At 57.2% G+C, this 23,972-nt stretch carries 21 protein-coding genes; 4 read left to right on the forward strand and 17 right to left on the reverse strand.

Annotated elements, in window-relative coordinates; translation table 11 throughout:
• The first annotated feature begins 145 nt into the window (after nucleotides 1-145).
• Nucleotides 146-535 (forward strand): hypothetical protein, encoded by a 390-nt coding sequence (locus tag JNM42_RS04245; RefSeq protein ID WP_294266901.1) that lies wholly within the window; start codon nucleotides 146-148, stop codon nucleotides 533-535.
• Nucleotides 536-599: 64 nt separating this feature from the next.
• Here JNM42_RS04245 and JNM42_RS04250 read toward each other — a convergent pair whose 3' ends face one another.
• The 13 genes from JNM42_RS04250 to JNM42_RS04310 all read right to left on the reverse strand — a co-directional run bounded on the left by JNM42_RS04250 (nucleotide 600) and on the right by JNM42_RS04310 (nucleotide 18,176).
• Nucleotides 600-1,307 carry a 2'-5' RNA ligase family protein gene (locus JNM42_RS04250; RefSeq protein ID WP_294266671.1) on the reverse strand — a complete coding sequence of 236 codons (708 nt, stop codon included), beginning with the start codon at nucleotides 1,305-1,307 and terminating at the stop codon, nucleotides 600-602.
• A 457-nt stretch (nucleotides 1,308-1,764) separates the two neighbouring features.
• Nucleotides 1,765-4,287 (reverse strand): EAL domain-containing protein, encoded by a 2,523-nt coding sequence (locus tag JNM42_RS04255; protein ID WP_294266673.1) that lies wholly within the window; start codon nucleotides 4,285-4,287, stop codon nucleotides 1,765-1,767.
• A 630-nt stretch (nucleotides 4,288-4,917) separates the two neighbouring features.
• Nucleotides 4,918-6,408 carry a toll/interleukin-1 receptor domain-containing protein gene (locus JNM42_RS04260; RefSeq protein WP_294266676.1) on the reverse strand — a complete coding sequence of 497 codons (1,491 nt, stop codon included), beginning with the start codon at nucleotides 6,406-6,408 and terminating at the stop codon, nucleotides 4,918-4,920.
• 206 nt (nucleotides 6,409-6,614) lie between these two features.
• Entirely contained in the window at nucleotides 6,615-8,039 is a 1,425-nt protein-coding gene (lpdA, locus tag JNM42_RS04265; RefSeq protein ID WP_294266680.1) for a dihydrolipoyl dehydrogenase, read from the reverse strand.
• 145 nt (nucleotides 8,040-8,184) lie between these two features.
• Nucleotides 8,185-9,471, reverse strand: coding sequence for a 2-oxoglutarate dehydrogenase complex dihydrolipoyllysine-residue succinyltransferase (gene odhB / locus JNM42_RS04270; RefSeq protein ID WP_294266685.1), 1,287 nt, complete (start codon nucleotides 9,469-9,471; stop codon nucleotides 8,185-8,187).
• 12 nt (nucleotides 9,472-9,483) lie between these two features.
• Entirely contained in the window at nucleotides 9,484-12,324 is a 2,841-nt protein-coding gene (locus tag JNM42_RS04275) for a 2-oxoglutarate dehydrogenase E1 component (protein WP_294266688.1), read from the reverse strand.
• A 112-nt stretch (nucleotides 12,325-12,436) separates the two neighbouring features.
• Nucleotides 12,437-13,732: a citrate synthase gene (gene gltA / locus JNM42_RS04280; RefSeq protein WP_294266692.1), complete on the reverse strand. Its 1,296-nt coding sequence runs from the start codon at nucleotides 13,730-13,732 to the stop codon at nucleotides 12,437-12,439.
• A gap of 73 nt (nucleotides 13,733-13,805) precedes the next feature.
• Nucleotides 13,806-14,060, reverse strand: coding sequence for a succinate dehydrogenase assembly factor 2 (locus JNM42_RS04285; RefSeq protein ID WP_294266695.1), 255 nt, complete (start codon nucleotides 14,058-14,060; stop codon nucleotides 13,806-13,808).
• The gene (locus tag JNM42_RS04290; RefSeq protein ID WP_294266698.1) at nucleotides 14,060-14,767 is read right to left on the reverse strand and encodes a succinate dehydrogenase iron-sulfur subunit; all 708 of its coding nucleotides are present in this window, start codon (nucleotides 14,765-14,767) and stop codon (nucleotides 14,060-14,062) included. Before JNM42_RS04290 ends, JNM42_RS04285 begins: the two co-directional genes overlap by 1 nt.
• 34 nt (nucleotides 14,768-14,801) lie before the next feature.
• Entirely contained in the window at nucleotides 14,802-16,577 is a 1,776-nt protein-coding gene (gene sdhA, locus JNM42_RS04295) for a succinate dehydrogenase flavoprotein subunit (protein WP_294266885.1), read from the reverse strand.
• 9 nt (nucleotides 16,578-16,586) lie between these two features.
• Nucleotides 16,587-16,934 carry a succinate dehydrogenase, hydrophobic membrane anchor protein gene (gene sdhD / locus JNM42_RS04300; protein ID WP_294266701.1) on the reverse strand — a complete coding sequence of 116 codons (348 nt, stop codon included), beginning with the start codon at nucleotides 16,932-16,934 and terminating at the stop codon, nucleotides 16,587-16,589.
• Entirely contained in the window at nucleotides 16,928-17,320 is a 393-nt protein-coding gene (gene sdhC, locus JNM42_RS04305; protein WP_294266704.1) for a succinate dehydrogenase, cytochrome b556 subunit, read from the reverse strand. Before sdhC ends, sdhD begins: the two co-directional genes overlap by 7 nt.
• 115 nt (nucleotides 17,321-17,435) lie before the next feature.
• Complete coding sequence (locus JNM42_RS04310) at nucleotides 17,436-18,176, reverse strand: GntR family transcriptional regulator (RefSeq protein WP_294266706.1); 741 nt, start codon at nucleotides 18,174-18,176, stop codon at nucleotides 17,436-17,438.
• Between the two features lie 210 nt (nucleotides 18,177-18,386).
• Here JNM42_RS04310 and JNM42_RS04315 point away from each other — a divergent pair, with 210 nt between their 5' ends.
• Entirely contained in the window at nucleotides 18,387-19,373 is a 987-nt protein-coding gene (locus JNM42_RS04315; RefSeq protein ID WP_294266708.1) for a malate dehydrogenase, read from the forward strand.
• A 218-nt stretch (nucleotides 19,374-19,591) separates the two neighbouring features.
• On the forward strand, nucleotides 19,592-19,960 hold the full coding sequence (locus JNM42_RS04320) for a nucleotide pyrophosphohydrolase (protein WP_294266710.1): 369 nt from the start codon (nucleotides 19,592-19,594) through the stop codon (nucleotides 19,958-19,960).
• 153 nt (nucleotides 19,961-20,113) lie between these two features.
• Here JNM42_RS04320 and rlmJ read toward each other — a convergent pair whose 3' ends face one another.
• The 4 genes from rlmJ to JNM42_RS04340 form a co-directional block, all read right to left on the reverse strand.
• Nucleotides 20,114-20,959, reverse strand: coding sequence for a 23S rRNA (adenine(2030)-N(6))-methyltransferase RlmJ (rlmJ, locus tag JNM42_RS04325; RefSeq protein WP_294266713.1), 846 nt, complete (start codon nucleotides 20,957-20,959; stop codon nucleotides 20,114-20,116).
• A 133-nt stretch (nucleotides 20,960-21,092) separates the two neighbouring features.
• A complete protein-coding gene (locus JNM42_RS04330) occupies nucleotides 21,093-21,350 on the reverse strand; it encodes a hypothetical protein (RefSeq protein ID WP_294266718.1) in 258 nt (85 codons plus the stop codon).
• Nucleotides 21,351-21,387: 37 nt separating this feature from the next.
• A complete protein-coding gene (locus JNM42_RS04335) occupies nucleotides 21,388-21,774 on the reverse strand; it encodes an RNA-binding protein (RefSeq protein ID WP_294266720.1) in 387 nt (128 codons plus the stop codon).
• 100 nt (nucleotides 21,775-21,874) lie between these two features.
• A complete protein-coding gene (locus JNM42_RS04340) occupies nucleotides 21,875-23,119 on the reverse strand; it encodes a nitronate monooxygenase (RefSeq protein ID WP_294266722.1) in 1,245 nt (414 codons plus the stop codon).
• Between the two features lie 208 nt (nucleotides 23,120-23,327).
• Between JNM42_RS04340 and folE the strand changes: the two genes are divergently transcribed.
• A complete protein-coding gene (gene folE / locus JNM42_RS04345; protein ID WP_294266725.1) occupies nucleotides 23,328-23,972 on the forward strand; it encodes a GTP cyclohydrolase I FolE in 645 nt (214 codons plus the stop codon).

A 23,972-nucleotide genomic window follows, 5' to 3' on the forward strand; every position in this document is an offset into this window, starting at 1 on the left:
TATCGCCCCCTTTGGCGGTATCGTCCACGCGCGAGCCAAACAGGTAAATCAACGCGTCGGCATCCGCCTGATAAATGGCATCGCTGATGGCTGACTGTTCTTCATTGGCTAAACGCATTTGATCCTCTGCCGAGTTCCAGAGGGGATGCAGACGAGCTCGTCAAAGCTGACAACCTCTTCGTCTGATTTTTCCAGCCAGTCAAACTCAAAATTTGAAACGATAAATCCGGCACCACCACTTGCTAAAATCATCCCATTCTCCGAAATACTTGGCTCTTTTGCGTCGATTGCTTTCTTGGGCGATATGGCATTTAAAATGGGTCGATTACTGTCGATCATTTTCGTCAGTAATAGCTTAACAGCCCAACAAGCGTTTGGCTTGGTCCTTCTGCTCGTTTCGAGCGGAGATTTTTACCAATGCTTCGGATTTTTTCAACATCAAAAAATAGACGACCCCGACCCGTGCCTGATCCAAAAAATCACGGCAGAACACGATCCCGCCGTTCATATCGCAGGGTTGCGCAAGTCCACATAAATTGCTCTGTGCTTAACCATTCGACCAGACCATGATGGGCTGGCCGTCGACGGAAGTATTTTGCTTACCGCAGCATTACGTCCATCGCATTCTCATCAAGTACCCGCAAGGCCTGGCGCTCGAAATTGAACTCACAAACAGCGGTCAGGGGGCCGGTGATTACCGAGGCTTCGTAGGTCATCAAGACAAGTTTTCCAACCTCAACATGGGCACTCATCAGGTCGGGGCAAGATTGCATGCGCTGCAGCACTTCAGCCACGGGAAACTGCTCACGATAGAGGCCAAAGGTCACGTGCGGGACATAGGTGGAATCCTTCTCGCCCGGCCCGTCACTCCCTAACGCTTGCCGAATCCGCGCGATGCCGGCCTCCTGGTCGTGCACAGTGAAGTAAGCGGCGGTGGTGAACGTTTCCGGCCTGCCGATGGCGAGCGAAAATGGGCGTAGTCGAGCAGATTCCAGGGATGCGATGTGCGATTTGAATAGGGCCGGTGTGTAGTCATCATCGAGACCGTCAGCGGAACCGGGGAATCCGCAGATGCACACGGTAATATGCGGCTTGCGGCCATAGTGAGGCAGGAGATAGCGCTCCAGATGTTGACGCACACGTAAGCTAGCCGCGCACAGCTTCGGGATGTCGAGATCAATGGCCCAGACTGCATAGCGGGGCCGGCCCTTACGCCAATCGACGAAATCCCTTTGAATACTGGCCACCGTCCATGCCGTATCCAGGTCAGCATGCGCCGTGGATTCAGTCTGTGTTCTGGAAGTCATTGCGAACCATCAGGCAGCCTCAGGATTTGGCAAATTCAAAACAGCGAAATGATTTTGTGTTGTGACAATCAATAAACTCACGCCGAATACCGAATTCCACTTAAGCTTGGGACGAGTAGCAAACGCATCGGGTCATCTCAACAACGCCGATCAGATGAAAAGCCACCTTCACGGTGAATGTCCCAGGAGCTCCGATATTCCGAGGTAACATTCCCCCGGCAAAGCCGGGGGCCTTAATTGATGGGCCGCTCAAAGCGGCTGATCGAACACCAAGGTTCTTGTGGCTCCTCATACCTTCTCTGCTCACTACTAACGGCACGGCACCCTCCTCAGCACTCAAAACTGCCCAACGCATTGCCATCATCCTTTCCACACAAGCGCTTCGAATGAAGTTCCACGACCAGTCAGATACCATTCAACTCAAAACCGCCAACTAAAAGTGGCAGCTAAGTTTGCGTCACCGCTGCGCGAACGTCTCGAAGTCCTCGACCGGCACCGGTCGGCCAAAAAGATAACCTTGGTAGGCATGGCAGCCCTGGTGCGCGAGAAAGCCGCGTTGCGCATCGTTTTCAACCCCTTCGGCAATTACCAGCAGACCCATGGTCTCAGCGAGAACGACGATCATTTGCGCAATGGCGGCATCATCGGGGTCGTCGGGGATTCCCCTGATGAAGCTCTGGTCGATCTTTAATTGATCGAGCGGCAGGCGTTTCAGATAAGACAGCGATGAGTAGCCTGTGCCAAAGTCGTCGAGGGAAAAACCAACCCCTTTCTCCTTGAGTGCGTTCATTTTGACAATGACATCCTCGACGTCATCCACCAGCAGACTCTCGGTCAGTTCGAGTTTGAGTCGACGTGGATCAGCTCCGGTTTGCGCGAGGAGAGTCACGACCCGATCGACAAAATTCTTGCTGTGCAACTGGCGGGCGCTGACATTGACCGAAATCGTGAGATCGTCCAGCGGCGGGCGGTACGACCAGGCGGCCAATTGCCTGCAGGCCGTTTCCAGCACCCACTGGCCAATCGGAAGAATCAATCCGGTGTCTTCGGCGAGGGAAATGAATTCACCGGGAAAGACGAGGCCACGCTCGGGGTGCTGCCAGCGTATCAATACTTCGGCACCGAAAACCCGGCCGGTTGAGTCAACCTGGGCCTGGTAGAACAACAGGAATTGCCGTTCGGCGATCGCCCGGTGCAGATCAAGCTCGATGGCGGCACGCGCGGTAACCACGGCCTGCATCTGCGGATCGAAGAAGCGCAGGGTGTTGCGACCTGCCGCCTTGGCCCGGTACATCGCCAGATCGGCGCGGTGCAGCAGTTCCTCGACGAGTTCATGACTGTCGGCAAACAGGGCAATGCCAATGCTGGCCGTGCAGTTTCGCGAGTATTCGGCGAGTTGGTAGGTTTGGTTTAGGGTGGCAAGAATCTTTTCACCGACAGTTTCTGTCTGGGCCGCGGCGTTCTCGGCGCTGGCGCTCAGATCATTGAGCATCACCACGAATTCGTCGCCACCAAGGCGAGCCACGGTGTCGCCTTCGCGTACGCAACCGATCAGACGTTGAGCGACTTGCTGCAGCAGCAAATCGCCTGTGTCGTGGCCGAGTGTGTCGTTGACCGACTTGAAGTTGTCGAGGTCAATGAACAGCAAGGCACCTTCGCGTTGATGGCGCGATCGTCTCGCCAGCGCCTGTCCCAGCCGATCGATGAGCAGCCGCCGGTTTGGCAGGCCAGTCAACTGGTCATAGAACGCAAGGTGGTCGATCTTTTCATCCGCCGCCTTGCGCTGGGTCAGGTCGGAGAATACCGCGACATAGTGGGAGGTGATGCCCGACTCATCGCGGATGGCGGTGATACTCAACCATTCCGGGAAAATTTCGCCGTTTTTTCGCCGGTTCCATATTTCTCCCTGCCAGTGCGCGTCGGCTTTCAGCGCGTCCCACATCGCCTCGTAGAAGGCCTTGTTCTGGCGCCCGGAAGCAAGTATGCGCGACGTCTGGCCGACAATTTCATCGCTCGTGTAACCGGTGATTCGCGTGAATGCATCATTGATGGCGAGAATCCGTTCATCGGCATCGGCAATCGTAATGCCCTCGGTTGCATTGTTGAAAACTTCTGCGGCCAATTTGAGCTGTTTTTCGGCTGAGCGCCTAACTTCGATTTCCGTTAGCAGGTTTCGGTTCGATTCGTTTAGCAATTGCGTGCGTTGCTGGACTCGCTCATCGAGGTTGCGGTTCGCCTGCTCGATGTTGTTCAACGATACCTCGAGCAGTGAGGCCTGGCGGTCAATGATCCTCTGGGCACGAGCCACCAGAAAATAGAGCAGACCATAGAGTAAAGCCAGCAGAATGAAGACGATAGCGAAGACGATGAGCCGCGTTTTTTCAAGGTGGGAAACGAAGGCGGTGACGTCGCTGTAAATCTCGATGACCCCGACGATTGTCTTTTGCTCGTCGCGAACTGGCAGGTAAGAGGCAATGACGTCGAGATCGCTGACGCTACCCTCGAAACTGTCCATCGTGTCACGGTGAATCAGGGTACTCGCCGCATTGCCCTTCTTCGCGGCCAGGAAACCCGGATTGCCGCTCTTGTCTTCACCAGTCTGCGCCGGATCGCTGGAAAATACCGTGACGCCGTTCAAGGCATAAATCTTGACCTTCACGACGTCCGTTCCCTTCATGTGCTGGGCGACCAGATCGTAAAGGCGCGAATGGTTGGCCATTGCACGCAACGTATCAGCGGTGGCGCTGCCATGCTCGTCTATGAGCCCCGAGAATTTCGGCCAGAGTGCGTTGGCAAATGCCTTGGTCAGTGCATTATTGCGCCCCTCGGCAAGGTTCTTGAGGTCGCTGAGGGCAAGGTACTGGTAGCTCCAGCCCAGCAGCAGCGCAATGAGGATCGTACACAGAAGGCTGGCCAGAGAAAAATACCGCTTTAGAGCAAAACGTTTGCGCTTTGGTAAGTCAATGACGCCTTGCTCCATCTCGTGTCTCTCTGTTGGTGATCCAGCGTATCAAGAACTGTCTACCGAACTATATCAAAACCGTTGAAGATTTTTTGTCGGCCAACAAGCTGCTATCGCCGGTGCATCGTGTCGGAATCGATGCACTGTTTTTCCTGTGTTTTCGTTAGCACCGCGCTCCCAGGAGGCGTCGGGATGCGCTTGGTTACAGGAAACACCTTTAAATCAGGAGGAACTTCCAAGAGTACAAACAGATACATTCTGTTGCATAACGTGGCTTGCGTCGTAATTCCTTTGCACTTATTTTCTCTTCCCATCCCGCCAACCTTATAGCACCGGACACAATCATGACTGCCAGTACACAGAGGGCCCAAACCAATCGCTCCGTCCATATGATCACAAATCCGTATCCGGACGCCGAAGAGCGCAGTGAAATCCTGGCGCTTATGCGATTCACGAAAAGGGGTATGTGCGCCATTGAGATATCGGAAGCCAACTTTCTGCCCCTGCAGAAGGCAATGGCACATCTTCAGGAATTGATGGCCTGCGGGAATATTGTGCGTGTCCTCAGAGATGGTGTCCTTTTGCATGAGTTGCCTTGATGGATTTGATCCAAAGGCCTCCGATTGCCACGCTTTCTGTGAACACGCCCTAGCGCTTGGTCTCGCCGGCTGTGACGAACCCGAAGACATAGTCGGTGTTGTAGGTTCGCACGTACAACCTGTCGGCACGGAGTACCAGGTCGTCTGGACCGCTCTTCACAGGCACCCGCTGCACCACCCGGCCGTCTGCCTTGTTGAGTACGTAAAGAAAATCCGGCTCGCCTGTGAATCCATAGCCGCAGATGATGGCGTCTTCCCGAATTAAAAAGTTACGGGCATTGCAGACAAGGGGCTGGCTGCGCCACAGTATCCGGTTCTCCGGCACGCGGATGGCCGTTATGTAGGCGTTGTACCCCTTGGACGATCGGGCGTAGGTCGAATGGCTGTGAGCGACGTAGATGATGTTGCCCTCCAGTTGGGCCCAGTTGGTCGACATCTGGATGAACTGTTTGTCCTTGCGCTCGAAGTCCTGCGGCCACTCGTAGAGCGAGAAATCGAAGGCGAATAGCTGCTTGCCGGTCTTAGGGTCAATAGCCAGCAGGTAGCGCCCTTCGGAAAAATTGGCACCATAGATGGCGAACAGCGGTTCACCACGAATGACCTTGACGACCATCAGGCCGTTCAGAGTGGTCGGTACCGATGCCGGCAGATTGCCGGCAAGTTGCCGGAAGGGATTGGGGACCTCGTAGGTCGGCCTTTCGAGTCCGTTGCCGACCCACCAGTCGGCGTCGTCGGTGATCTGGTTCGGCGCTTCAGAAATCTTCAAGAGGCGCAACGGCGTATCGGGCTGACGACCAATGGTCGGCAAGACAAAATAATCGGCGGGCGGCGGCTCGACTACCACAAGCTTGACGTCCTCATGGGGAGGCGATGCGTGCTCCGGCTTTAGCGCCGATGGGGCCTCGGCGACGACCTTCGAGTCGGTTTGCGCTGTCTCGTGCTGAGTAGATGCCGAATCGGGGCCGGCCAGTTTGCTGATGATCCAGATGGCCGTCAGGGCGCCGCCGACAGCAAGGGCCAGACGCTTGGGGGTCCAGCCGGTTCGGCGAGCGGTGGCAGTTGTGCCCGCGGCTCGTGAATCGGTAACCTGAGGTTCAGTCCGCGCTCCGGGGGGCGGGCTCACAGTAGAGGCATCAAGGGCAGACGTTTTGACGGGAAGCACATTGGCAATGTCGTCAAGCAACCGCCGGATTGCCGGGTCTTCGGCTCCATCGTGCCAGTGGGTCAGGTTGGCTGCCTGAATGCTCCGGAAACCCAGAGGCGGTGCGACATCGTCGAGCAGGACGGGAACCAGGATTTCGCGTCGCAGGCCTTCATCCGCTTCCTCATGGACCCATTTTGAAGCGATGGAATGGCGGGTCCAGAGTACGACCACGCAACGGGCGTCGGTGATGGCGCTTTCGATCAATTGCCGGTAGCTCTTGCCGGCCGGAATCGTCCGATCCCACCATACCGACAGGTGGTTGGCTTCCAGAATGGCCACCAGGGCGCGAACGCGCTCAATATCCTCGTGGGAATAGCTAATGAAAATGTCGTTCATTGCAGATCCGCGAAGCGTTCCATATTCCTCCGGCGGTCGATGGGCTATCGGCAAAAAAACCTATTCAGTGCCAATGGGTTCAGCATCGAATTGAATTCAGGAATATCTACCTCTTTACTGTTTCTGAACTGACCTGAAATATTTCCCAAGAGTAATAAAAGGCGAGTTGCCCGGCACCCCGCCCTTAGTGACCCTAACCTCACCGTCTAGAAGTGCAGCGGACGTTTATCGCAGGCCAGGGCGGCTTCGTGCACCACTTCCGACAGTGTCGGGTGGGCGTGGCAGATACGCGCGAGGTCTTCGCTGGCGGCGCCAAATTCCATCGCCACCACGGCTTCGGAAATCAGTTCGGAGGCATTGGCGCTGATGATGTGTACGCCGAGGATGCGGTCGGTTTTGGCGTCGGCCAGCATCTTGACGAAGCCGCTGGTATCGCCCATGCCGAGCGCACGGCCATTGGCGGCAAAGGGAATCTTGCCGGTCTTGTAGGCGACGCCAGCGGCCTTGAGCTGCTGTTCGGTCTGGCCGACCCAGGCGATCTCCGGGCTGGTGTAGATGACCCACGGAATGGTGTCGAAATTGCAATGACCCGACTGCCCGGCCATCATCTCGGCGACCATGACGCCCTCTTCCATGGCCTTGTGCGCGAGCATCGGGCCGGAGACGACATCGCCGACTGCCCATACGCCCGCCAGGTTGGTACGGCAGTGCCCGTCGACATCGATGCGGCCTCGCTCGTCAAGCCTGAGGCCGACGGCTTCGGCGTTCAGACCCTCGGTGTTGGGGATGCGCCCGACGGAGACGATCAGGCGATCGGCGTCGATCTTCTGAGCCTTGCCGTCCTTGTCGGTATAGGCAATGGAAACGCCCTTCTTCGAGGCCTTGACTTCGCCGATCTGCACACCGAGCTGGATGTTCAGACCCTGCCTGGCAAACACCTTGGCGGCTTCCTTGGCGACATCGATGTCGGTCACCGATAGGAAATCGGGCAGGGCTTCGAGAATGGTGACTTCGGAGCCGAGACGGCTCCAGACGCTGCCCATCTCCAGGCCGATCACGCCGGCCCCGATGAGCGCGAGCTTCTTCGGAACGGCCTCCATGTCGAGCGCACCGACGTTGTCGCAGATGATCTTGTTGTCGACCGTAATGCCTGGCAGGTGACGTGCGCTGGAGCCGGTAGCGATGATGACCTGGGTGGCGTCTACAAGTTCTTCACCGACCTTGACCTGCCAGCCGCCTTCGCTTTGCGCGACAAAGGAACCGTGGCCATTGAGCAGGGTGACCTTGTTCTTCTTGAACAGACCCTTGATGCCGCTGGTGAGCTGATTGACGATGGTGTTCTTGCGCCCGATCATCGTCGGCACGTCGATTTTTGGCGTTCCCACCGAGATGCCCTGCGTTGCAAAGCTGTGCCCGGCTTCGGCAAACAGGTGCGAGGTGTGCAGCAGCGCCTTCGAGGGAATGCAGCCGACGTTCAGGCAGGTGCCGCCGAGGCGTGGCTCGCCCTTCGGGTCAGCGTAGGCATTGGATTCACAGCAGGCTACATTGAAGCCGAGCTGGGCAGCACGGATGGCCGCCACATAGCCGCCGGGGCCGCCGCCGATCACGAGAACATCAAAATTTTTTGACATGGTTACACCGTGAGGAGTGAAGAGTGAGGGGTAAGGAGCAAAATCATCGATCGGTTACCCGCTCACGGATTGTTCGAATCAAGGAGGAAGAATCGGGAGCGGAGAATATTCACTTCACTCCCTGCTCCTGCCTCCTCACTGCGTCCTAGACGCCCAGCAGCAGGCGGGCCGGGTCTTCCAGCGCTTCCTTCATGGCGACCAGACCGAGTACCGCTTCGCGCCCGTCGATGATGCGGTGGTCATAGGACATGGCGAGATAGTTGATCGGACGAACAACCACCTGACCGTTTTCGACGACCGCCCGATCCTTGGTGGCATGAATGCCGAGAATCGCCGATTGCGGCGGGTTGATGATCGGCGTCGACAGCATCGAACCGAAAATGCCGCCGTTCGATATCGAGAAGGTGCCGCCGGTCAGGTCTTCCATCGACAGCTTGCCGTCCTTAGCTTTCTGGCCAAAATCGCCAATGGTCTTCTCGATGTCGGCAATGCTCATCTGGTCGGCATCGCGCAGGATCGGTACCACCAGACCGCGCGGGCTGCCGACGGCAATACCGATGTCGATGTAGCCGTGATAGACAATATCGGTGCCGTCAACCGAGGCGTTGATGATCGGGAACTTCTGCAGGGCAGCAACGGCGGCCTTGACGAAGAAGCCCATGAAGCCGAGACGGACACCGTGCGCCTTTTCGAACTTGTCGCCATACTGCTTGCGCAAGGCCATGACCGGAGCCATGTTGACCTCGTTGAAGGTGGTCAGGATGGCGTTGGTCGATTGCGACTGAACCAGCCGCTCGGCGACTCGCGCGCGCAGACGCGACATCGGCACACGCTGCTCCGGACGATCACCCAGCGCGAGCGTTACGCTCGGCGCGGGCGCCAGGGTAACGGCCGACTTTACAGAAGAAGGTGCAGGAGGCGGCGTTCCAGGCGCTGGCGTTGTAGCTGCTTTGGCCTTTGCCGCCAGTGCGTCTTCCTTGGTCACGCGACCGCCGCGACCGCTACCGGCCACATCTGCAGCGGCGACCCCTTTTTCGTCGAGAATCTTGCGCGCGGCCGGCATCGCCACGCCGGCGCCCGGCGCTCCGGCAGCCGGCCTCGATGCCGGGCTGGCGGCGGGCGCGGGCGGTGCAGCAGGCGGTGCGGCAGGCGCGGCCTTGGCCGGCGACGCGGACGACGCTACCGTAGCCGTGCCCTCGGTATCGATTCGGGCAATCAGTTCACCGGCCACGACCGTGTCGCCATTCTGCTTGATGATTTCTGCCAGCACGCCGCTCGCGGAGGCCGGTAGCTCAAGAACGACCTTGTCGGTCTCGATATCGATCAGGTTCTCGTCTCTCGCTACGGCTTCACCGACCTGCTTGTGCCAGGTCACAAGGGTCGCTTCGGCGACGGACTCTGATAGCTGCGGAACTTTGACGTCGATGATCATGTTCACTCCGATTCAAGCATATTTATATTGTTCGATTTCGCCCAGTGCGGACTCGATCAGTGCTTTTTGCTGTGCATTGTGTTTGCTGTAATAGCCCGCCGCCGGGGAAGGAGACGCCGGACGCGACACCAGCAACAGATGCTGTTTGCTGTTGAACGAGCGATCAAGATGCTGGCGCGAGGCAATCCAGTACCAGGCACCCTGGTTACGCGGTTCTTCCTGACACCAGACGATCTCGGTGGCCTTCGGATACTTCGAGAGTTCGGCGACAAACGATTCCTGCGGGAAGGGATAGAGCTGCTCAAGTCGGGCAATCGCGATCGTCGAGATGTTCTTCTCGCGGCGTGCTGCAATAAGATCGTAATAAACCTTGCCGGAACAGAAAATTACGCGTTTGACTTTCTTGGCATCGATCGGATCGACTTCACCGATCACGCGCTTGAACTCGCCCTTGGTCAGTTCGTCCATGGTCGAGACGGCGTCCTTGTGGCGCAAAAGCGATTTGGGCGTGAACACGATCAACGGCTTGCGTTGCTTGCGTATGGCCTGCCGGCGCAACATGTGGAAAACCTGCGCCGGCGTCGAGGGCTGGCAGACTTCCATGTTCATCTCGGCGCACAACTGCATGAAGCGTTCGATGCGTGCCGAGGAGTGTTCCGGCCCCTGACCTTCATACCCATGCGGCAGAAACAGCACGAGACCGCAGGCACGGCCCCATTTCGCTTCGCCCGATGCGATGAACTGATCGACGACGACTTGAGCGCCATTGAGGAAGTCGCCGAACTGGGCTTCCCAGATCACGAGTTCGAAAGGGTTCGATGTTGAATAGCCATATTCAAAGGCCAGCACCGCTTCTTCGGAGAGTACGGAATCAAAGCACTGGAAGTGCGCCTGTTTTTCCTGCAGGTTGGCCAGCGGATAATAGGCGCCTTCGTCCCACGACTCGCGTTTCTGATCGTGCAGCGCAGCGTGACGGTGAAAGAAGGTGCTGCGACCGACGTCCTCACCGGAAATGCGAACGCCATAGCCGGAAACCAGCAAGGAAGCATAGGCAAGGTTTTCGGCCATGCCCCAGTCGAAGGGAACACTGCCCTGCCCCATCAGGCGACGGTCGTCGATGATTTTCTTGACGCGGCTGTGCAGCGTGAAGCTCTCGGGAACCGTCGCCAGCCGGTCTGACAGCCGCTTGATTTCCTTTGCGGGTACGGTGGTATCACAGATCTCGATGTATTTCGTCGGCAGGTACGGCGCCCAGTCGATTGTCATCGGATGGGTGTGGCCGGAAATCACCGGGTTGTACAACAACTCCCCGCGATCCAGATGGTCACGGTAACTCTGGATCATATCCTCTGGCCCATCGCCCGGCAGCACCCCTTCGGCGACCAGTTTGTTGGCGTAGAGCTGGCGTGTACCCGGATGCGCGGATATGCGCTTGTACATCAGCGGCTGCGTGACCATGGGCTCGTCCTGCTCGTTGTGGCCAAGCTTGCGGAAACACACGATATCAATGACCACATCCTTCTTGAATTCATGCCTGAACTCGACGGCCAGACGGGTCACCAGAGCCACGGCTTCTGGATCATCGCCATTGACGTGGAAGATCGGCGCATTGGCCATCTTGAAGATGTCCGTACAGTAGATCGTCGAGCGCAAGTCACGCGGATCGGAGGTGGTGAATCCGATCTGGTTATTGACAACGATGTGTACCGTGCCACCCGTACCATAGCCGCGGGTCTGCGAGAAATTGAGCATTTCCTGGTTGACGCCCTGACCGGCGACGGCGGCGTCGCCGTGAATCAGCACCGCCACAACCTGATCGCGTCCTTTACTACCACGACGGCACTGGCGGGCATAAACGGCACCGGCGACCACCGGGTTAACGATTTCAAGGTGCGAGGGATTGAAAGCCAGCGTCAGGTGGCAGGGGCCGCCGGGAGTCGAAACGTCGGACGAGTAGCCGAGGTGGTACTTGACGTCACCGGAGGTCAGATCCTGCGCCTTTTTGCCTTCGAACTCGTCGAACAGCATCGCTGGTTCCTTGCCCAGCGTATTGACCAATACGTTGAGCCGTCCACGGTGCGCCATGCCGACGACGATGTCATCGACACCAACGCTCCCTGCTGTACGAATCAACTCGTCCAGTGCAACAATCAGTGACTCGCCGCCCTCGAGCGAAAACCGTTTCTGGCCAACGTAGCGGGTATGCAAATAGCGTTCAAGCGTTTCAGCAGCGGTCAGGCGCTCAAGAAATCGGAGTTTCTGGGCCGGGGTGTAGGTGCCCTTGCCGCGAATCGGCTCGAAGCGTGCCTGCAGCCAGCGCTTTTCCGCAATGTTGTCGATGTACATGTACTCGACAGCAATCAGGCTGCAATAGGTCTCCTTGAGCGCATCGAGAATCTGGCCAAAGGTGGCCCGCTCGGCTACGCCCTTGAACGAACCGGCGTTGAACGGGGTGTTGATATCGGCATCGGTCAGGCCGTAGAAAGAAGGTTCCAGTTCCTGGAGTACCGGTCTTGTCTGCCGCTTGAGCGGATCAAGATTGGCCCAGCGCGCTCCGAGCGTGCGGTAGGCACTGACCATTTGTAGAACGCTGACCTGTTTCTTGTCATCCACCGGCATCGATGCAGCAGCGCGATAGCCGCCTTTCTTTGCCTGTTCGGCAAAGGCGTTGACTACCGGCAGATGCGGAACATCGCGGGCTACCGTGCCGGGCAGTTGCGCCAGCTTGTCGAAGTAGTCACGCCACTCGCCAGAAACAGAGGCGGGATTATCGAGATAGTTTTCGTAGAGTTCTTCCACGAAGGGGGCATTGCCGCCGAACAACAAAGAGGTTCCGAACAACTGATTCATCATGGCAGTTACCTGTGGTCAAGGATTCTGGGGCATTCTACCGAGAAGTAGGCCAGCTTTGACACCTGCCGGCCAAAAAAGAAGACAGCGGAAATCAGCGCTGCCTTCTTTTTTCCTAGCGCCTGTCAAGCGGCGGAACGTCGCGTGCAGGCGTTCCGATATAAAGTTGACGCGGGCGACCGATCTTGTATTCCGGATCGGCAATCATCTCCTCCCACTGCACCATCCAGCCAACCGTGCGCGCCAGCGCGAAGATGCAGGTGAACATCGAGGTCGGAATGCCAATGGCCTTCTGTACGATACCCGAGTAGAAATCGACGTTCGGATAGAGCTTCTTCTCGATGAAGTATTCGTCTTCCAGTGCGATTTTTTCCAGTTCCATGGCCAGCTTGAACAGGCGGTCGTTCTGCAGGCCCTGCTCCTTCAGAACGTCGGCGCAGACCTTGCGCATCAAGGTAGCGCGCGGATCGAAGTTCTTGTAGACGCGGTGGCCAAAGCCCATGAGCTTGAAGGGATCGTCCTTGTCCTTGGCACGCTTGATGAACTCGGGAACGCGCGATACATCACCGATCTCTTCAAGCATCTTGAGGCAGGCCTCGTTCGCGCCGCCGTGCGCCGGACCCCACAGACAACCGATTCCCGCCGAAACGCAGGCATACGGATTGGCACCCGAGGACCCGGCCAGACGTACGGTCGAGGTCGAGGCGTTCTGCTCGTGATCGGCATGCAGGGTGAAGATGGTGTCGAGCGCATGCACCAGAACCGGATTGGGCTTGTATTCCTCACACGGCGTAGCGAACATCATGTGCATGAAGTTGGCGGTATAGTCCAGATCATTGCGCGGATACATGAAGGGCTGGCCGGTATGGTACTTGTAGGCGCAGGCAATAATCGTCGGCAGCTTGGCCACTATCCGGTTGAAGCTGATGTTGCGGTGCTCGGCGTCGGAGAAATCCTCCGCTTCGTGATAGAACGCCGACAAGGCGCCGACAACACCGACCAGAACGGCCATCGGATGGGAGTCGCGACGGAAGCCCTGGTAAAACTTGACCATTTGCTCATGCAGCATGGTGTGCTGCTTGATGGTCGCTTCGAAATCTTTTTTCTGCTTGGCGTTTGGCAGTTCGCTGTGCTTGAGCAGGTAAGCCACATCGAGAAAGTTGCACTTCTCTGCCAGTTGCTGGATCGGATAGCCGCGATACAGCAGTTCGCCCTTGTCACCGTCAATAAAGGTGATTTTCGAGCAGCACGCGGCGGTGGACAAAAACCCGGAGTCGTAGGTGAACATCCCGGCCTTGGCACCCAGGCTTCGAATGTCAATACAGTCGTTGCCGATAACCGGCGTCATGATCGGAAAATCGATGGGATCCTGTCCCTCGATAGTCAGGGTTGCCTTGCGTTCGGTGGTCATCACAATCTCCGGTTCAGGTTTTTGAAGTCACTTGATCAACGAAAAGCCCCGCTGTCGGGACAGAACCAACACTTTACTTCACTTTGACGTTACGCAACATGGTCACGACTTCGGCTTGCACCGAATTTTCACACTCGCGCTTGCCCGTAATCAAAGGCCAGAGCTCAAGATCTTCCATATCGGCCAGCGCGACAAACACCGCCGCCTGTTCCGGAGTCAAGCCTGCGTAATGCTTGTCGAGAAAGCTTCCCAGCAGTATGTCCATCTCCAGCATGGCGCGGCGCGTACAACGCCAGCGCAGACGGTTCAATTCCGCGCCAGCCTCCATCAAATCGCCCGCCTGACCATCATTTCCTTGATCTTGCCGATGGCCTGAGTCGGATTCAGCCCCTTGGGACAGACCTCGACACAGTTCATGATGCTGTGGCAGCGGAACAGGCGATACGGATCTTCAAGATCGTCAAGCCGCGCATTCGTTGCTTCATCGCGCGTATCGGCAATGAAGCGATAGGCGTTCAGCAGGCCGGCCGGACCGACAAATTTATCCGGGTTCCACCAGAACGATGGGCACGATGTCGAGCAGCAGGCGCAGAGAATGCACTCGTAAAGACCATTGAGTTCTTCACGATCCTCTGGTGTCTGCAGACGTTCGCGGTCCGGCGGCGGCGAGTCGTTGATCAGGTAGGGCTTGATCGAGTGATATTGCTTGAAGAACTGCGTCATATCGACGATCAGGTCACGAATGACCGGAAGACCCGGCAACGGGCGCAAGACAACCGGCTGTTTGAGCTCGCTGATCTCGGTCAGACAGGCCAGGCCATTCTTGCCGTTGATGTTCATCGCGTCGGAACCGCAAATCCCCTCACGACAAGAACGGCGGTACGAAAGCGAATCATCCTTGGCCTTGAGCTTGGTCAGCACATCGAGCAGTTTGCGGTCGATGGCAGGATCAACCTCGATCGAGATGTCCTGCATGTAGGGCGCGTTATCCTTGTCAGGATCGTAGCGATAAATCTTGAATTGCATGGTACTCATAATTCATTGACTCCTGGACGTAAAAGTACCGCGATCAGTAGGCGCGGGTCTTGAGCGCGATGGTTTCGACGGATAGTGGCTTGAGATTCACCGGCTTGTAGCTCAATCGGTTGCCTTCGCGATGCCACAGGGAGTGTTTGAGCCATATCTCGTCGTCGCGTCCGTTCGGATTGGCGGCGGTATCCGGCGCATCGTCCCGCACATGCGCACCGCGCGACTCCTTGCGCGCCTCAGCAGAAACCATGGTCGACTTGGCCACTTCGATCAGGTTGTCGAGTTCAAGCGCTTCGACGCGGGCCGTGTTCCAGGTCTGCGACTTGTCGCCGATCTCGGTCAGGTGCACCGCTTTCTCGATGTCACAGATCTTGCTCACTCCTTCCACCAGCATGTCCTTGAAGCGGAACACACCGCAGTGCTTCTGCATCGTGCGCTGCATTTCGAGTCGTGTTTCATTGACGCTGGCACCGCCCTTCTGCGTATTCAGGCGATTCAGACGGGCCAGCGTGCGCTCGGCGAAATCGGCCGGAAGCTCCTTCAGGTCTTTCGGATCCGCTTTGATGGCTTCAACCACCGAATCACCCGAGGACTTGCCAAACACCAGCAGATCGAGCAGCGAGTTGGTGCCCAGGCGATTGGCCCCGTGCACCGAAGCACAAGCGCATTCGCCGGCCGCATAGAAGCCCTTGACGGTGCTGCCATCCGGATTGACGGCCTGGCCGTGGTAATTGGTCGGAATTCCGCCCATCTGATAATGACAGGTCGGTACCACCGGAATCGGCGCCTTGATCGGGTCGATACCGGCGAACTGGATCGAAATTTCGCGGATACCCGGCAAACGCTTCATGATCGTCGCCGGATCGAGGTGCGTGATGTCGAGCAGCACGAAGTCCTTGTGCGGCCCGCAGCCGCGACCTTCGTTGATTTCGGTCACCATGGCCCGCGAAACGACATCGCGCGAAGCCAGATCCTTGGCGTTAGGGGCGTAGCGTTCCATGAAGCGCTCGTTGTCCGAATTGCGCAGGATGCCGCCTTCGCCACGCACGCCCTCGGTAATCAGCACGCCGGCACCGGCAACACCGGTCGGATGAAACTGCCAGAACTCCATATCTTCGAGTGCAATACCAGCGCGTGCTGCCATGCCGAGGCCGTCACCGGTGTTGATGAAGGCATTGGTCGACGAATAGTAGATGCGTCCGGCGCCGCCGGTGGCAAAGATGGTGGCCTTGGCGTGAAAGGCGACGACATCACCGGTTTCCATTTCCAGCGCGATGACGCCGAGTACCTGCCCTTCCGCGTCACGAATCAGATCAAGCGCCATCCATTCAACGAAAAACTGGGTATTGGCCCGCACGTTGCGCTGATAGAGTGCATGCAGCATGGCGTGACCGGTCCGGTCGGCGGCCGCGCAAGCGCGACGAACCGGTTTTTCGCCGAAGTTGGACATGTGGCCACCGAAGGGCCGCTGATAAATCTTGCCCTCGTCGGTGCGGTCAAATGGCATGCCGAAGTGCTCAAGTTCGACCACCGCCTCGGGTGCCTTGCGGCACATGTATTCGATGGCATCCTGGTCGCCGAGCCAGTCGGATCCCTTGACGGTGTCGTACATATGCCAGTGCCAATGATCTTCCTCGGAGTTGCCCAGCGAAGCCGAAACACCACCCTGCGCCGCAACCGTGTGCGAACGCGTAGGAAAAACCTTGGACAGGACAGCGGTCTTCAGGCCGGCTTCGGAAAGTTGAATGGCGGCGCGTAGACCGGCACCGCCGGCTCCGACGATCACCGCGTCAAACTTGCGAACGGGTATGGTTATCTTGCTCACTTAAATTCTCCACAGAATCTGCACGGCCCAGCCGGCATAGCCGACCAGCGCCGTAGCGGTTGCAATCATCAGAAGCAGACGCAAGCCATCCGGCTTGATGTAGTCCATCCAGATATCCCGGATACCGATCCAGACGTGATAGAAAAGGCTGACGAAGCACAGGAAGGTGGCAAACTTCATGAACCCGTTGGCAAAAATGCCGCGCCACGCCGCAAAGGAATCGGGCCCGACGACAAGTACCACGGCGAAGAAAATGACCGTGTACAGCGCCATGATGATGGCCGTCGCACGCTGGATGACCCAGTCCTTGAGCCCGTAGTGAGCCCCGACAAGAATTCGATTTACCATAGCACCTTCACTCCTATAAGCAGGGTCAGGACGATACTGACTGCAAAAACAATCTTGCTGGAAAGACGCGCCGATTCGAGGTCAATTCCCTTGTGCAGATCGAGCAGCAGATAACGGATGCCGGCACAGAAATGATGCAGGTAAAGCCAGATCAGTCCTAAGAGGATCAGTTTGACCAATGGATGTGCAGCAATGCTCTTGACTACGGCAAAGGTTTCAGGAGAAGCCAGGCTGCTCTCGAACAACCAGAGGAGAACGGGCAGCAGCAGGAAAAGAACTGCCCCACTCACACGGTGAAGGATCGACAGGATACCCGGAAGGGGCAATCGGATCGTCATCAGATCGAGGTTTTTTGGTCGCTTCTTCTTTAAAGTCATTTCTGCCATGGACATTCTCCCTGTTGTTAGGCGGCCAAAAAATGGCCGCTTGGACTTGCATTAACCCGAAAATTACAATTCACTACAAAGCAAACAAATTCAGAAAAAAACGTTATTCCCTGCATTACCCCAGTTCGTTGAAATAGTAAAAATTCTGGGTCGAATAATAGCCACGACGCCACTCCACGGGCTTGTTGTCATAGGTAAAGGTGACGCGCTCGACCAGCAACAAGGGGCTACCCTCGGCCACCTGCAACAAATCTGCACTCACCCTGTCGGCTGGAACGGCGCGCAGGCGCTCGTCTGCACGTATCATGCGAACAGCATAACGGCTTTCAAACAGACTGTACAGGGACATCTCGCCGGATTTGAGGATATCCAGCGTCAGATCGGAAAACAACTCGCCGGGAAGGTAGATTTCATCGAAAACAGCCGGTCGTTCGCCGCATTGCAACAGTCGGCGAAGAATAATGATCGGCGCCCCGGTCTCCAGCGCGAGAGTACGGGCAACGTCAGCCCCCGCCTTGGCTCGCCAGCACTCCAGGGGAATGCTCTTTAAGGTCTGCAGATCGGAATCATCGGACGCCAGGCGAAGAAAGCGAAAAAAAGAACGCGGATCGTCGTGCGTGGCAACGAAAGTGCCCTTGCCCTGTCGACGCACCAGCAGATTCTCGGCCGCCATTTCATCGATCGCCTTGCGCACCGTGCCCTGACTCACACCAAAACGCGCCGCCAGTTCGGATTCGCTGGGAATGGCATCGCCCGGCCTCCACTCGCCAGTTTCAAGGCTCCTTGTAATCAACTCCCTGATTTGCCGATAGAGGGGACTGAAGGTCGGAGAATGGACGGACGATGGCTGGCTCATAAAGTGTAATTTCAGCACAAATCATTGATAATGTCCATAAGTATATAAATGTCTTATATAAGACACAAGACATATAAATTGACAATTGACATCATCGGACGTTCGCTCTTATGATCTCAAACTGTTTTCTTTCACCCAATAAGCCAGTTCGGGGAATTATCGCTAGTTTTCAGGTTTTTCCATTTCTTTCATATCCACAGGAGCCGCACCATGTCCAATGCCCCAATCCGCGTCACAGTCACCGGCGCCGCCGGCCAGATCGGTTACAGCCTGCTTTTCCGCATCGCCTCCGGCGAAATGCTCGGCAAGGATCAGCCGGTCATCCTCCAGTTGCTCGACCTGCCGCAAGCCCAGAAAGCCTGCCAGGGCGTCATGATGGAACTCGACGACTGCGCCTTTCCGCTGCTTGCCGGCATGAGCACTTCTGACGACCCGAATGTCGCTTTCAAGGATGCCGATATCTGCCTGCTGGTCGGCGCCCGTCCGCGCGGCCCCGGCATGGAGCGTGCCGATCTGCTGACGGCAAACGGTGCCATCTTCACCGTGCAGGGCAAAGCCATAGCCGAAAACGCCAATGAGAACGTCAAGGTGCTGGTCGTCGGCAACCCCTGCAACACCAACGCACTGATTGCCGCCGCCGCTGCCAAAAAGGTGGGCCGTACCAACCCGGCCAACTACCACGCCATGCTTCGTCTAGACTACAACCGCGCCGTCCTGCAGCTCGCCGTCAAGAGCGGCCGCCCGGTTTCAAGCTTCAAGAATCTCGTCGTCTGGGGCAACCATTCGCCAACCATGTACGCCGACTACCGTAACTGCACGTCCAACGGCGACAACGTCAAGACGCTGATCAACGATCCGGTCTGGAATAACGATGTCTTCCTGCCCACCGTCGGCAAGCGCGGCGCCGCCATCATCGAGGCACGCGGACTCTCTTCTGCGGCTTCTGCAGCCAACGCTGCCATTGACCATATCCATGACTGGGTGCTCGGTTCTGCCAACTGGGTCACCATGGGCGTTCCGAGCGATGGCTCCTACGGTATTCCGAACGGCATCGTGTTCGGTTTCCCCTGCGAGTGCAAAGGCGGATCCTTCAAGATTGTCCAGGGCATTGAAATCGACGATTATTCACGCGAGAAGATCAACAAGACGCTCAAGGAACTTACCGACGAAGCCGAAGCCGTCAAGGCCATGCTCTAGGTAGGCCCCTGCCTTACCTGAAAGCCGCAGCAAGCCTGCGGCTTTTTTTCGTCCTGGCTCCCCGCCCCGCGCAGTAAAATGAATACATTGACAAGAATCAGGACAGTCCCCCATGAAGCACCCCATTGACATTCTCTTACGCGAACGTCTGGCACGCGCACAGGCCACTGGCATGCGGATGAAGACTGCGATCCAGCAGCGCTTTTTCGGCTGACTTCATGAGCCTTCCGGAATTGGCACAGGCTTTGCTGAAATTTCGCGACGAGCGCAACTGGGCGCAATTCCACACCCTGCGCCACCTCATCGTCTCGCTCAATCTGGAAGCAGCGGAGTTGCTTGAGCTCACGCAATGGAAAACCGACGAGGAAATGACAAGCTTGATGAACGATGAAAGCGCGCACCAGGCCCTGCGTGACGAGTGTGCCGATGTCCTGCTTTATCTGCTGCTCATCGCCGACAAGGCCGGTATCAATCTTGAAGAAGCAGCACGCAGCAAACTCGAAAAGAATGCCGCGAAGTACCCGATCGAGAAAAGTTACGGTTCGAGCCGAAAATACACTCGACTCGACAGGGCCAGCGAAGACTGATGGGACGTCAGCTTCAAAGGCATTACCACCTCAACAAAACTCGCCAAGGCGCACCAGGGAAAACCAGGCTGTTTCCTGGTGAATATTCCTGGTGAATCTTTGTGTGTGGCTTGATGGCAAAGCTTTTTCCATGTCTTTCGACATGACCAAATACTAGCCTTCATGCTGTTCAAGCGTATAGCCCGCGCCGGCATCCTGTCCGAGCACATCGACCAGATAAGGCATCACCCCGGCAAGCGTGCCGTGCAGCGTCCACGGCGGGTTTAGGATGAACAGGCCGCTACCGTGCATGCCCAAGCTGTCCCTGGCCGGCTCCCTGACGCGCAGTGCCACATGCAACCAGCTCCCGGCGGGCAGACGTTTTAGTCGCGGCGGCAATTCATGGGCGTCAAGGCGGGTCAGTTGTGGATACCACAGCGCATAGGTACCGTCGGGAAAGCGCGTCAATGACTCTTTCAGTGCATGAAACACCCGCTCGTAGTCGTGCTTGTCTTCATAGGCCGGATCGATCAGAACCACAGCGCGACGTGGCGGCGGCGGTAACAGCGCCTTGAGTCCGGCAAAGCCGTCTGTCGCTTCGGCGATGACCTGTTTGCCGGCATCCTGAAAGTTCTCCTGCAACAGACGCGCGTCCTTGCTGTGCAATTCAAAGAGTCGCAGGCGATCCTGCCCACGCATAGTCCACAAGGCAAAATAGGGTGAACCGGGGTAAGCGCGCAAGCGACGATCCGGATTGATCCTGCGCACCAGATCCACATAGTCGGCGAGTGCTGCCGGCAGGTCGTTGCGCCCCCACAAAAGAGCGATACCTTCCTTGTATTCGGCGAGTTTGAGCGCATAACCGGAGTCCAGCGCATAAGCCCCGGCACCGGCGTGCGTATCGATAACCCAGAATGGCTTGTCCTTCTGCGCGAGGTAGCGCGTCAGTTGGACAAGCACCAGGTGCTTTAGAACATCGGCATGGTTGCCGGCGTGGAAGGCGTGACGATAACTGAGCATGGGCGAAAACGGTCGGCAACTCTTGCGGCGGATGCGATTGATCGCGTGAAAACGAAAACAGGCCGGTCAGACCAACATGCAGCCCCCGGCATTGGTGCCGCAAAAAGCTGTGGGGTGATCCGGCACCTATCGGTCAGTGGCCAGCGCCAGCCGGGTCAGCATCGCTCGGAGCACTCTCTTCAGACGAAAGCCCTGCACTGCCGTCATCTGCGGGTTTTTTCTCCGCAAGTTTGCGCAGGCGTTTCTCTTCCTGTTTTCTTTTCTTTTCCAGATCTCTCTGGCGTTTTTCAAACGAGTAATTAGGTTTTGCCAAAACAATATCCCTGATCGGCCCGGAGGCTGAATGAAGCGCTACAATAAAAAGCAACAGATAGCACGCTACCGGTGACATTCACCCGTGGTACCCGACCCTGTGCTTGCAAAATCAGTCAGTAACGATTTCCGCCACCACCCGAACCACCACCTCCGCCTGAACCACCACGGCCAGACCCATAGGGGCCACGCCCACCGCCACCACCACCGGGGCCGCGGCGTGCGCCACCAAAGCCACCGCCGCCACTACGCGGCTCCTGCGGGCGAGCTTCGTTGACGGTCAAGGCACGGCCGTCAATACTCTTGCCATTAAGTGCGGAAATCGCGGCCTGAGCCTCCTGCTCCGAACCCATCTCGACAAAGCCGAAACCCTTCGAGCGCTGCGTTTCACGATCGGTGATCACTTGCGCCGAAGTTACCGTTCCATGCGCGGCGAACATCTGCTCCAGATCGCTTTTGTTGATGTCGTAGCTCAGGTTGCCTACGTATAGCTTTGTACCCAATTGAGATGCTCCCAGATAAGGACATTATGAAAACTGCCCCAGAACAATAGCAAGGCCAGGCGCCAGAGTCTAATAAAATAGTTTTCGGCAGAAACCGGAACTAGTCCGGCAACGCGATCTTGTGGTCGGTACTGAACTGATAATCGCGAAAAATGTGCTCGGCACTGAGCAACTGGTAGCTGCCATCATCGAGTTTATGCGTCGTTTCCTTGAGACGATAGGTGTTATGCCCACAGGTCCACAGATCGAAGTTGCGCATCTGCGTGCACAGACAGGTCTTGTCCTTCACCGAGACACGCTTGACGCCCGGATTCGCCGCGACTTCACGATTGTAGGCCGTGATGTAGGAACAACAGCCGTTGGCATCGAGCAGATAGCCATAGGCTTCACAATTCGGGCGAATGCCATCGCCAATCGCCGGGCTGGTGGTCAACATGCGCATCGGGTAGCCGGTCGGTGAAATAAGGTTGACCTCGATCTGATCTTCGCTGGCCTTGAAGTACAACTGCTGCACATCCTCGGGCAATCCACATTCCCTGGCAACAGTAAAGCGCGTCGCCACCTGGACGGCCGACGCACCGTTTTCAAGGTAGGCGACGGCGTCACTGCCGGTAAAAACCCCACCTGCAGGAATCAGCGGAATATCGAGTTTTTCGGCCAGCAAAAACTGTCGAATTTCTGCAACGATGGTCGCCAGGTCATACTCGGCCCAATCCATGCCAAATCCCAGATGGCCGCCGGCCAGCGGCCCTTCGATTACCACATAGTCAGGCAAGCGACCAGTGCGTAACGACTTGCGCAGGAAGAGTTGCAATGCACGCAAAGAGGAAACGATGATGCCCAGCCTGGCATCGCGAAAGCGCGGGTGATCCTCGATCAGCGCGAAGGATCCCAGATGCAGCCCGGCAGCCAGCGTAATTCCGTCGATACCGGCATCAAGTGCTGCCCGCATGCGGACGCGCAAGGTTTCCCTGGGCGCGTTCATGGTCAGCTTTTCCATGCAGTTGACGAAGATCAGACCATCGCCGCGCTTGGCCTCCATCGTCTTGCCAATGTGCATTGCTGTTGCTTCGGCCAGTTGCCCGAGATCAAACTGGACCACCGACTTGTCGGTGTTGGCCACGTTAAACTTGTACTGCTTGATTTTATCCTTGACAAACTTGGCGTTGTATCGCCGGTCAGCCACGGTGTTGATCATGGCATCTGAAATATGCCCGATACCACCCAGACGAGCCGCCGCGAGCGCCAGTTCGGCCGTCGAGATATCGACCCCCATACCACCGATCATGATCGGCACCAGCTCCTGCTTGCCAAACTTCAGACGGAAATCATCAACACACTTCATCTATATCCTTCCACAACCCTGACAGCCCGAATTTACTGCAACAACAGGCCTGTAAAACCGCTCACGAGCGACATTATCGCTCATACCGACTCGATGTGGCTTGTCAGGCAAATCAAATAGGGGTGCCGGATCATAGGACTGAATACTAACGCGTTTGTTCAAGGCGTGTATTATCGCCCGCATCAGCCATTCGAACCGGGAGCACGCGATGTCCGAGCACAGCGAGAATGAACACACCCCACCCTCTTCAGCCGACATCGGCATTCCGCGCCGGAACAATTTTGACGCGCCGGCATTCGAACAGGCGGTCAGCGACCTGCTCAGGGCCTGCGGCCTTGCGCCGGACGTCGCACACATGGGCAGAACCGCCCAGCGCGTACGCGAACTCTGGCAAAAACGACTGCTCGGCGGCTATGACCTCGACCCGGCCCGCGCGCTGGGCGAGGGATTTGCCGACCATCGCCGTGACATGGTGATCGTCCGCGGCATTGCCGTTCATGGGGTCTGCCCGCACCATCTAGTGCCGTTTCGCGGCCTCGCCCATGTCGCCTATCTTCCCGGCGGACGTTTGCACGGCTTTGGCCGAATAGCGCGACTGGTTGACGCCATCGGCCACCGCTTTACCTACCAGGAGTGGATGACTCGGGATATTGCCGAAGCGCTGATGCATCATGGCCAGGCACGCGGCGCCGCCTGTGTGCTTGAGGCCGAACAACTGTGCCTCCTGCTCGGCGAAGACCGGCGCGGTGACGAACGCGTCATCACCCAGTCCTTTACCGGTGAGTTTGAAACGTCCGAGCAGCAGCGCAACGAGTTTCTGCGCGCCATTGGCAGCCTGCGCCGGAATGATTGA

It is taken from the genome of Propionivibrio sp., from assembly GCF_016790145.1.
In the GTDB taxonomy this organism is placed as follows: domain Bacteria; phylum Pseudomonadota; class Gammaproteobacteria; order Burkholderiales; family Rhodocyclaceae; genus Propionivibrio.